The sequence below is a fragment of the Paenibacillus sp. GCM10023250 genome, from assembly GCF_042653205.1.
Lineage (GTDB): Bacteria > Bacillota > Bacilli > Paenibacillales > Paenibacillaceae > Paenibacillus_Z.
Map to the genome: position 1 here is coordinate 41,464 of NZ_JBHSHY010000034.1, position 10,246 is coordinate 51,709.

General features: G+C 58.7%; 10 protein-coding genes, 1 tRNA gene and 1 rRNA gene. All 12 read right to left on the bottom strand.

All coding sequences use genetic code 11. From position 1 onward, the window contains the following. Positions 1–198: 198 nt before the first annotated feature. A complete protein-coding gene (locus tag ACFPB1_RS21275) occupies positions 199–1,248 on the bottom strand; it encodes a hypothetical protein (RefSeq protein ID WP_379228113.1) in 1,050 nt (349 codons plus the stop codon). 148 nt (positions 1,249–1,396) lie between these two features. Beyond that, a complete protein-coding gene (locus ACFPB1_RS21280; RefSeq protein WP_379228114.1) occupies positions 1,397–1,552 on the bottom strand; it encodes a small acid-soluble spore protein P in 156 nt (51 codons plus the stop codon). Between the two features lie 30 nt (positions 1,553–1,582). Further along, the gene (locus ACFPB1_RS21285; RefSeq protein ID WP_379228115.1) at positions 1,583–1,759 is read right to left on the bottom strand and encodes a hypothetical protein; all 177 of its coding nucleotides are present in this window, start codon (positions 1,757–1,759) and stop codon (positions 1,583–1,585) included. Positions 1,760–1,773: 14 nt separating this feature from the next. Next, positions 1,774–2,121: a hypothetical protein gene (locus ACFPB1_RS21290; RefSeq protein WP_379228116.1), complete on the bottom strand. Its 348-nt coding sequence runs from the start codon at positions 2,119–2,121 to the stop codon at positions 1,774–1,776. A 129-nt stretch (positions 2,122–2,250) separates the two neighbouring features. After that, positions 2,251–2,339 (bottom strand) — tRNA-Ser (locus ACFPB1_RS21295). 106 nt (positions 2,340–2,445) lie between these two features. Continuing rightward, positions 2,446–3,726 carry a serine--tRNA ligase gene (gene serS / locus ACFPB1_RS21300; RefSeq protein ID WP_379228117.1) on the bottom strand — a complete coding sequence of 427 codons (1,281 nt, stop codon included), beginning with the start codon at positions 3,724–3,726 and terminating at the stop codon, positions 2,446–2,448. Between the two features lie 150 nt (positions 3,727–3,876). Then, positions 3,877–4,461, bottom strand: a complete 585-nt coding sequence (pdxT, locus tag ACFPB1_RS21305; protein WP_379228118.1) for a pyridoxal 5'-phosphate synthase glutaminase subunit PdxT — start codon at positions 4,459–4,461, stop codon at positions 3,877–3,879. A 24-nt stretch (positions 4,462–4,485) separates the two neighbouring features. Continuing rightward, entirely contained in the window at positions 4,486–5,367 is an 882-nt protein-coding gene (pdxS, locus tag ACFPB1_RS21310) for a pyridoxal 5'-phosphate synthase lyase subunit PdxS (protein ID WP_379228119.1), read from the bottom strand. Between the two features lie 148 nt (positions 5,368–5,515). Then, a complete protein-coding gene (locus ACFPB1_RS21315; RefSeq protein WP_379228120.1) occupies positions 5,516–6,805 on the bottom strand; it encodes a D-alanyl-D-alanine carboxypeptidase family protein in 1,290 nt (429 codons plus the stop codon). Positions 6,806–7,002: 197 nt separating this feature from the next. After that, the gene (guaB, locus tag ACFPB1_RS21320; protein WP_379228121.1) at positions 7,003–8,460 is read right to left on the bottom strand and encodes an IMP dehydrogenase; all 1,458 of its coding nucleotides are present in this window, start codon (positions 8,458–8,460) and stop codon (positions 7,003–7,005) included. 132 nt (positions 8,461–8,592) lie between these two features. Beyond that, entirely contained in the window at positions 8,593–9,843 is a 1,251-nt protein-coding gene (locus ACFPB1_RS21325) for a putative glycoside hydrolase (protein ID WP_379228122.1), read from the bottom strand. Between the two features lie 192 nt (positions 9,844–10,035). Then, positions 10,036–10,152: ribosomal RNA gene (gene rrf / locus ACFPB1_RS21330) — 5S ribosomal RNA — on the bottom strand. Positions 10,153–10,246 lie beyond the last annotated feature (94 nt).

Here is a 10,246-nt window from a genome sequence, read left to right on the forward strand (position 1 = left end):
GCTCTCTAACCCTCTTCGCCGCCAGCGCTCGGACATCGCAAAGAAGCGTTCCCGCTTGTGGGGAACGCTTCTTTGCTCTTCTCCTTCGGGGCGTCCGTGGCCCGGCCTCGGAACCCCTTGCCTCATCCCGCCCGGCGTAGGACGCAGCTCCTGCAGCCGCGCCGATTCGCGGCGCATCCGACCAGGCGTCCGGTGCGGTTATGGCTGCGCCGCCGGCGCCAGCCAATCCTGCAGCCGGTCGAGCGGCACGGCATCCTTCGGCTCCTCGTAGTCGAATTTGACCGCTTCGTTCAGCCTGTCGCGGGTCAGCTCGAAATGCACGCCCAGCTTCATCCCGCTCGTGGCGTTCGTCGAATCCACCTGGATATTCCCCGATTCCAGCGTCAGGTAGCCGTTCCGAATGCCGCCGGTCACCTCCAGCGCCTTGATCGACGTCCTCTGCTTCAGCTTGTCGGCCGTCAGCTCTTGTTTGGCCGCTTCCAGCTGCGCTTCGGTGACGTTCAGCGCCTTCATGTACGCTTCGTTCTTCGCGATCAGATCGATGAGCTGCGGAATCGCCTTGTCCGCGATGGCCGTTATCGCCTCGTCCGCCTGCGAGTCGTCGATCGACATCCGGACGAACCGATCCGCTTGATAGCCGTCCGGCACGTCCTTCACGTCGGCAGCCTTCGGCTCGCTGAAGTACGTCTTCTCATCGAGGCTGCCGAACAGCGCCTTCAGCGCATCCCCGCTCAGCCCGATCATCGAGCCGTCCGCCAAGCCGTTCGCGCCGACCTGTTCCCCGGCGAGTTTGTCGGCGTCGATCGCGACGAATTTCCCGGCCGCCTCCTGAGGAACGTCAAGTCCCGGGATGTCCGGCAGCTTCATATATAGGCGATCGGCCGTCACGATCACCGGCACCGAGAACGACAGCTTCACATCTCCCATTCCGAGCTTGGTCTCGAGCGTCAGCTCCGCATGCTGCGGCTCCTTCTGCACGACGCCATGCACTTGAATCTCCGCGCCCTTCAGCAGGATCGGAAGTGCCGACCTCAGCAGCGCTTCCCGATTCGTCGCGGTGCCCGGCGTCTCAGGCAGCCGGATGTCGTCGATGGTGAACGAGCCGGTATATGTATACGTCTTCGCTTCGTTCGTTTTCGCGAGGGCCTTCAACAGCGCTTCTTTCGGCGAATCGGACGAACTGCAGCCCGTCAACGCCGCGCAGCCCGCGATCAGCAGGACCAGCGTACCGCGTTTCCATGCCTTCATGGCCATTTCCCCTCTCCTCTCACGAACCCTTCCTTCCTTTCAATTCTACCCTATCCGGCGCGAATCTGAACAGTCGCCGAACACGCCAAAAAGCCCGCCGCGCCGAATCATCGGCACAGCGGGCTGCGAAATCGGGTACAAGTGCGCGTTACCCTTCAGGGTTATGGTGAGAGACGTGATTGGCCTGCTTCGTCTTTTTGGAGCCGGACAACGGCTGCTGCGGCTGCGAGTCTTTGCGGGAACGCGCCGGCTGTCCGTCGCCCTCGTAAGGATTTTGAACGGGAACGCTCTTCGGCTTGCCCATAGCGTCGATCTCCTTTATGATCCGGATGAATTAACTGCGGGAATGAAACAGATCGGTTGGCTCGTCATGGTTAAGCAGATCTTGATGGCGGCGGTCATTGGTGTCCTGCTGCAGCTGCTGCGCCTGGTGGCTGTTGACCGGATTTTGCTCGAGATCCTCCACGACGTTGCTTAGGTTCTTATCCGCCCTGCCCTTCACTTTCGTCATGATGCGCTCGCTCCTTAGGCATGCGTCAATTCATGCAGCGCCTGGGCGCATTCATGAATATGGCGCGTATAGTCTTCGACCAGTTGCTGTATGCTATCGGTACGTTCGTCTACCGACTTGCCGTCCTTCTCCACGTCGACGAGCGTCGTCCGAATTTCGCGGCTGTCCACGTACGTCACCTTGAAATCAAAACTGTACATCTGATGCCCGGCCGAATGAATGGTAATTCGCACCGATTTAGGATCGGCTTCGTCCGCCTTCACCTCGGCGCGGTCCGTTTGCTGAATGACGTCCGGCAGCGTGCGCTGCCAAGCTTGCGTCAGTTCGTGCTGGTTGATGGACAATTCGTCGCGTTTGCTCATTGACTTCCCACCTCCATGCGGATAATATGCGGTTCCGGCGCCGATTTTATGCGGCCGCGCGGCCAGCAACAAAATGCAAAAAGCGCCCGGGCGAAAAAGCTTCGCCGGACGCTGTCCGTATCGTATAGGTGGCGGAGAGAGTGGGATTCGAACCCACGTGGGCTTGCACCCTAACGGTTTTCAAGACCGCCCCGTTATGACCGCTTCGGTATCTCTCCATTCCATCGCAAGACCGATTGAAAAAGGTCACAAGACGTATTGTACCATAGGCCAATTCCGCGTTGCAACTTGAAATCGCAGCCGGCATGGCGCCCAGGCGACCGATTAACGAGGGCCGATAACCTCAAGACCGCCCATATACGGACGCAGCACTTCCGGTATGACGACCGTGCCGTCGGCTTGCTGGAAGTTCTCGAGAATCGCGGCGACCGTACGGCCGACGGCAAGACCCGAGCCGTTCAGCGTATGCACGAATTCCGGCTTCGCCTTGGCTTCCGGACGGTACTTAATGTTCGCGCGGCGTGCCTGGAAATCCTCGAAATTCGAGCAGGACGAGATTTCGCGGTACGTGCCGCCGCTCGGGATCCACACTTCGATGTCGTACGTCTTCGCCGACGAGAAGCCCATATCGCCCGTGCAGAGCGTCAGGACGCGATATGGCAGGCCCAGCAGCTGCAGCACCTTCTCGGCGTGCGCCGTCAGCTTCTCGAGCTCGGCATACGACTCGTCCGGTTTCACCAGTTTGACGAGCTCGATCTTGTTGAATTGATGTTGGCGGATCAAGCCGCGCGTATCCCGGCCTGCGGAGCCCGCCTCGGAGCGGAAGCATCCGCTGTATGCGACGAAGTTTTGCGGCAGGGCCTCCGCGGCCAAAATTTCATCGCGATGAATGTTCGTCACCGGCACCTCGGCCGTCGGAATGAGGTAATAGTCCGTGTCGGCGATTTTGAACAGGTCCTCTTCGAATTTCGGCAGCTGGCCCGTGCCGACGAGGCTGTCCCGATTGACGATGTACGGCGGCAGCACTTCCTCGTAGCCATGCTGGTCGCTATGTAGATCCATCATAAAGTTAATGAGCGCGCGTTCCAGCCGGGCGCCGAGGCCGCGGTAGAACACGAAGCGCGAGCCCGTGACCTTCGCCGCGCGTTCGAAGTCGAGGATGTTCAGCTCTTGCGCGAGCTCGTAGTGCGCCTTTGGTTCGAACGAGAACGACGGAATGTCGCCATGGCGGCGGATTTCCACGTTGTCCTCTTCGGACTGGCCGACCGGCACGCTGTCGTGCGGCACGTTCGGAATCGCCAGCATCAATTCGGCGGTCGCCGCTTCCACCGCGCGGATCTCCTCGTCGAGCGCCTTGATCCGGTCGCCGACCTCGCGCATCTCGACGATCAGCGCCTCCGCGTCTCCGCCGCTCTTCTTCAGCTTCGCTACTTCCTGGGACACGACGTTGCGACGGTTTTTCAGCTGCTCCGTTTCCTGCAGCATGTCGCGCCATTTGCCGTCCAGCGCCGGGAAATCCGCGATCAGGTCAAGCGATTTACCGCGGTTCGCAAGCGCCTGCTCCACTTTGGCAAAATCGTTCCGTAGCAATTTTACGTCGAGCACGATTAATAATCCCCTCTCAGCTTTCAATGGTTTATTACAGTTGTTGCCCAGTTGGCTCGGTCGGCAAACCGGCATCCGGGCGAAATTGCGTGCCATTTCCCGAAAACCGCCTTGACGGCAAAAAGACTGCGCGTCCGCAGTCTTCAGTCTTTATGCTCTAGCCGCTGCCGCTTCCTTCACCATGTCCAGGAAGTAGGCGTGCAGCCGGTAATCATCCGTCAGCTCGGGATGGTACGACGATGCCAGCAAGTGGCCCTGCCGCGCGGTGACGATCTCGTCTTTGTACGTCGACAGGACATCGACGCTCGGCCCCACTTCCTTGATCAGCGGTGCGCGGATGAATACCGCGCGTACCGGCTCGTCGATGCCTTTCACGTCCAGGTCCGTCTCGAAGCTTTCGCGCTGGCGGCCGAACGCATTGCGGGCGACGGCCATGTCCATCAGCTGCAAATGCGCGTCTTCCTGTCCGTCGATCCGATCGGCCAAGACGATCAGGCCGGCACAGGTGCCGAAAATCGGCTTGCCCTGCACCGAGAACGCGCGAATTGCATCGATAAAGCCATACTTGCGCATCAGCTTGCCGATCGTGGTGCTTTCGCCGCCGGGAATGATGAGGCCGTCCAAATCCAGCAGCTCTTCCGGACGCTTCACGGCAACGCCTTCGCCGCCGGCCGCTTTAATGCTCCGTATATGTTCCGCAACGGCGCCTTGCAGCGCCAATACGCCAATCTTCATGGGTTACCCGCCTTCTTTCCGCTCTTAAAACCCGCGGTCTTGCATCCGCTCGGAAGCGTGCAGCTTCGAAATTTCGATGCCTTTCATCGGCGTGCCCAGGTTTTTGGACACTTCCGCGATCAGCTTGTAATCCGTGTAGTGCGTCGTCGCTTCGACGATCGCGCGGGCGAATTTCTCCGGGTTGTCGGATTTGAAGATCCCGGAGCCGACGAATACGCCGTCCGCGCCCAGATGCATCATCAGCGCCGCGTCGGATGGCGTCGCTACGCCGCCTGCCGCGAAGTTGACGACCGGCAGTTTGCCCGATTCATGCACGGACAGCAGCAAGTCATACGGTACGCCAAGGTTTTTGGCTTCATGGTACAGCTCGTCCTTGGACAGGTTTTGCACCTTGCGGATCTGGCCCGTGATCAAGCGCATATGGCGAACGGCTTCAACGATGTTGCCCGTTCCCGGCTCGCCTTTCGTCCGGAGCATCGCAGCGCCTTCTTGAATGCGGCGGAGCGCCTCGCCCAGGTCTTTCGCGCCGCATACGAACGGAACCGTGAACTCGTGCTTGTCGATATGGAAGACTTCGTCCGCAGGCGTGAGCACTTCGCTCTCGTCGATGTAGTCCGCGCCCAGGGCTTCCAGCACGCGCGCTTCCACGTAGTGGCCGATCCGCGCTTTCGCCATGACCGGGATCGATACGACCTTCATGACTTCCTCGAGAATCGTCGGGTCCGCCATGCGGGCGACGCCGCCGGCCGCGCGAATATCGGAAGGCACGCGCTCGAGCGCCATAACGGCCGTAGCGCCTGCCGCTTCCGCGATTTTCGCTTGCTCGGCGTTCATGACGTCCATGATGACGCCGCCTTTTTGCATTTCAGCCATACCGCGTTTTACGCGCGAAGTTCCTGTTTCCATTCGTGAAACCTCCTAAAAGTATTGTTGCTCTGTTTCCGTTCATCCGGACGGACTAGCTCTAACCATTGATTTTACAGCATGCGGGAACAATCGACAACCATGAATTCATACCCGAACGGCCGCCCATGCCGAATCCCGCCGCGTCCGATTAGAACAGATTGATGATGCCCTTGAAGATATCGGAGATAAACCCGCCCAGGCTGCGGAACATCAAGCGCCACCAGCTGGCTTTTTTGACGTCCTCGGCCGTCACGAGGTTCACGGTTTTCTCGATCGCCTTGCCCGTGTCGGGATCCTTGTACGCGTACGTGGCCGTGCCGACGACCGTGCCGCTCTTAATCGGCGCGACGAGCTCGCCGTCGGGCTTCAGCTTCACGCTGCTGACGGAGACGTTCGGCGTCGTGTTCTTCTTGACCAGGAACGAGATGTCGTTCGCGGTGACGATCGGCACTTCTTTGGAAACGCCTTTCTTTATTTTGACCGTCTTGTTCGTTTCTACTACCGATTTCGGCGCGACGACCGTCTTTTTCTCGAAATTGTCGAAGCCGTAATCGAACAGCTTGGCCGTTTGGACGAAGCGCGCGGACTTCGACTTCGTGTCCATGACGACCGAGATGAGACGAAGATCGCCGCGTTTCGCCGTGCCTGTGAAGCAGTAACCGGCGGCGCCGATATAACCGGTTTTCATGCCGTCCACGCCGGGATAGGCGTATTGTTTAAAGTTCGGAATGTCTTTGTTCGATTCCAGCATCCAGTTCAGGTTGATCATCGGCGTTTTGTCGCGCTCGCGGAACTTGTAGCTCGGCGTGCTGGAGAATTCGAGGAATTCCGGATGCTTCTTGATCAGAATGCTGGCGAACTTGGCCAGTTCGCCCGCGGAGATCACCGTATCGTCCGCCAAGCCCGTCGCGCTCGTGAAATGCGCCGTCTTCAGGCCGAGCGTCTTGGCCATATCGTTCATCTTCTGCACGAAGCCTTGTTCCGTGCCCCCGATCCGGTCGGCTAGCGCGATCGTGGCGTCGTTGGCGGACTGCACGGCCATCGCCATGTACAAGTCTTTTACCGTATGCTGGTCGCCCTCGGCCAAATAAATCTGGGAGCCGTCGGGCGGAATGGAAGCCGCTTCTTTCGTGGCCGTGACCATATCCGTCATGCTCAGCCGGCCGGCGGAAATCTCCTCGAGCACGAGATACTCCGTCATTAATTTCGTCATGCTCGCAGGCGGGTGCGGGGTGTCCGCATCGACCGAGTAGAGCACCTGCCCGGTATCGGCATCTATGAGAACCGCGGAGCGAACTTCGAGCCCAAGCGGGTTCGGCGTCACGATATATTCGTCGGCGTGAGCGGCAGGGGAACCAATAGTTGTCGTAAGCATGAAGGCAATGGCAGTCGCGCAAATGGTGGGTACGAAAAGCACCCGTCCCTTCTTCCGTTTCAACGTCTTCTCTCCTCTTCTATTCGCAAATTCACTCTAGTATTGTATCACAAAGCTACCAGGGATACGTAAAAAGAAAGACAGGAAAACGGCGAGTACCGCCATCTTCCTGTCCGTCTACCTAATAAATAAACGAAATCGAACGGATAAAAGTTGCTTCTTCCACTATAACGGAGCGAAATCGATCCCATTTCCGAATTTTACAGCGAATAGTTAGGTGCTTCTTTCGTGATTTGCACATCATGCGGGTGGCTCTCGCGCAGGCCGGCGTTCGTGATGCGCACGAACTGCGTGTCGTTCTTCAGCGCTTCGATGTCCGCTGCGCCGCAATAGCCCATGCCGGAGCGAAGCCCGCCGATCAGCTGGTGCACCGTATCGGCCAAAGGCCCTTTATACGCAACGCGGCCTTCGATGCCCTCGGGAACGAGCTTGTTCTCGTTCTCTTGGAAATACCGGTCCTTGCTGCCTTCCTTCATGGCGCCGAGCGAGCCCATGCCGCGGTAAACCTTGAAGCGGCGGCCCTGATAAATCTCCGATTCGCCCGGACTTTCTTCCGTGCCGGCGAACAGGCTGCCGATCATGATCGCGCTGGCGCCCGCAGCGATCGCCTTCGTCACGTCGCCGGAGTACTTGATGCCGCCGTCCGCGATGATCGGAACGTTGTATTCGCGCGCCACCGAGGCGCAATCGTAGATCGCCGTGATTTGCGGCACGCCGATGCCCGCGATGATGCGGGTCGTGCAGATCGAACCCGGGCCCATGCCGACCTTAATGACGGAAGCCCCGGCTTCGATCAGCTCGCGGGTGCCTTCGCCGGTAGCGACGTTGCCTGCCACGAGCGTCAGGTCCGGATACTTGGCGCGGAGCAAGCGCACCATCTCGATGACGTTCTTCTGGTGGCCGTGCGCCGTATCGATGACGAGCACGTCGACACCGGCGGCCACGAGCGCTTCCGCGCGCTCCGGCGTATCCTTCGCGATGCCGACGGCGGCGCCGCACAGCAGGCGGCCTTGCGGATCCTTCGCCGCATGCGGGAACTGAATCGCTTTTTCGATATCTTTAATGGTAATAAGGCCTTTCAGCGTATTCGACTCATCGACCAAAGGCAGCTTCTCGATCTTGTGCTTCTGCAGAACGACCTCGGCTTCCCGAAGCGTCGTGCCGACCGGGGCCGTCACCAGGCGATCCTTCGTCATGACTTCGCTGATCTTCATGGAGTAATCATGGATGAACCGGAGATCGCGGTTCGTGATGATGCCGACGAGCTTCTGGTTGGCGTCGACGACGGGCACGCCGGAAATCCGGTATTTGCCCATCAACTCTTCGGCGTCGTATACACGATGATCGGCGGTCAGCGAGAAGGGGTTCGTAATAACGCCGCTCTCCGAGCGCTTGACGCGATCCACTTCCTCTGCTTGCTGCGCGATGGACATATTCTTATGAATAATGCCGATGCCGCCCTCGCGAGCCATCGCAATGGCCAGCTTCGCTTCCGTGACCGTGTCCATGCCGGCGCTGATCAATGGAATGTTCAGCTTGACAGTTGGACTAAGCGAGACGGACACATCGACTTCCCTTGGCAAAATATCCGACTTCCGCGGAACGAGCAGTACGTCATCGAAGGTTAAGCCTTCTTTGGCGAATTTAGTTTCCCACACAGAAATGTTCCTCCTCAAACGTTTGCATGCCGAGTCCTGACTGTAAATCAAGCGGGTTCGCGCATATTATTGAAATAGTAGCAGAGGGGGTATAGGCTGTCAAGATTGCCGCAGGCAAGGTTTTGCGGACGTTTACGGGCGGTAATCGTAGCGACAATTGGGGCTCCACAACAGGAAGTCCCGAATCCCTAAATCGCGCGCTGCCTGCACCTGTTTATTCACCTGTTCCGCTCCGTACGTTTGGTGAGGATGCACCCATCTGGCGGTAAAACTCTGCAGCCAAGGCCGAATCGTCGCCGTCGTGCCTTGCCCGCCGCTGCGCATGAGCGCGTTTCGGCGCTTGGCGTCCACCAACGCATGGTGGACGACCGCATAGGGGCTCAAGTCCGGCTGCTTGATGCCGTACATGCCCGTGGAGTAATGAGATGGATAGGTCATGGGAGAGATGGCATCGACCGCGCCGGAGACGGCCCGCCATGATTGACCGATTCCCATATCGCCCGAAGAAGACGTGACAAGTCCGAACACGTCCGCGGATACTAGGGCACCATGCTTATGTATATGCCGCCGCGCATTGCGAAGGAAAGCCGAGATGACCTCCGACTTGGATTGTCCGCTCGCGTCATGATAGCGGACCTCCCGATTGACCTTCCCCCCGTTGTCGGGGAAGCGCACGTAATCGAATTGCACCTCGTCGAACCCGATCGACGCCGCTTCTTCCGCGATCGCCTGATTATAGGCGCGCACATCGGGCTGGAAGGGATCGAGCCACGCTTTGCCCTGCGCGTCGCGCCAGACACCGCCTCCACGCTTTTGCAGCGCCATCGACGGGTGTGCCTTCGCATAGAGCGGGTCTTTAAAGGTAACGATTCGCCCGATTACATAGATATTCTTGGCTTTCAGCCTGCGCAGCAAGCTGTTGATGTCCGCAATCGCAACATGCCGGTCGGCACCGATCGCCTTAACGGCCGGAAGCGTCGAACGATACGTCATGAGGCCGTAATCGTTCTTAACGTCGATAACCATGGCATTCAAATCGGTGTTGTCCACCAGCTGAACCAGCCGGTCTAAGCGGTGCTTGCTGCCGGCCACCCAGCTCGAGACGTAAATGCCCTTCACCGGCTTGTTCCGTGCCGTAAGGGAGCGCACCATCGTGTCACGCGATGATTGCTTCGTAACGTTCGTCCGGTTCCGTTGAGCCGTGGTTGACTGCGCGGATCCGGTGTGCAGGTAAAACTTCGTCATGGCAGCAGGACGCTGCGCGGATTGAATTCGCAGCGGCTTCGCCGTCGTTTGATCCGGAAGCGCCGGCAATGACGGCAGCGCACCGTCCTGCAGATGAGATTGGTTCGTACAGCCCGTTATTCCCAAGATAGCGACCATGCATGTCAATGCAACCCGTATCCGTCCAACCATTCCTTCCTCAACTCCCATCGGTTAACGTTACCTGTAGTATGTTCTCTCGATTGGTTAGAGTTGTGAAGGAGTTATCTCCAGTGCTGGATGAAATATACAGGCGAGAAAGGAACAAATGAACACCAAAAAACCGACTGCAGCATGCAGTCGGTTCATCGTGCTTGGCAACGTCCTACTCTCCCAGGACCCTGCGGTCCAAGTACCATCGGCGCTGGAGGGCTTAACGGTCGTGTTCGGGATGGTTACGCGTGGTTCCCCTCCGCCATCGCCACCAAACGGGCGTCTTCCTTATTCGGAAACGCGGGTCTTGCTCAGAGCTTGCCACCCTGAAAACTGGATACGAACCCTTGCGAAGGTCTTGCTTAGCTGA

What these genes read in the sequence shown, in the direction of transcription:
- pdxS (WP_379228119.1), bottom strand. Translation starts at nt 5,367, where the DNA reads ATGGAAACAGGAACTTCGCGCGTAAAACGCGGTATGGCTGAAATGCAA.
- ACFPB1_RS21275 (WP_379228113.1), bottom strand. Translation starts at nt 1,248, where the DNA reads ATGAAGGCATGGAAACGCGGTACGCTGGTCCTGCTGATCGCGGGCTGC.
- ACFPB1_RS21280 (WP_379228114.1), bottom strand. Translation starts at nt 1,552, where the DNA reads ATGGGCAAGCCGAAGAGCGTTCCCGTTCAAAATCCTTACGAGGGCGAC.
- pdxT (WP_379228118.1), bottom strand. Translation starts at nt 4,461, where the DNA reads ATGAAGATTGGCGTATTGGCGCTGCAAGGCGCCGTTGCGGAACATATA.
- ACFPB1_RS21285 (WP_379228115.1), bottom strand. Translation starts at nt 1,759, where the DNA reads ATGACGAAAGTGAAGGGCAGGGCGGATAAGAACCTAAGCAACGTCGTG.
- ACFPB1_RS21290 (WP_379228116.1), bottom strand. Translation starts at nt 2,121, where the DNA reads ATGAGCAAACGCGACGAATTGTCCATCAACCAGCACGAACTGACGCAA.
- ACFPB1_RS21325 (WP_379228122.1), bottom strand. Translation starts at nt 9,843, where the DNA reads ATGGTCGCTATCTTGGGAATAACGGGCTGTACGAACCAATCTCATCTG.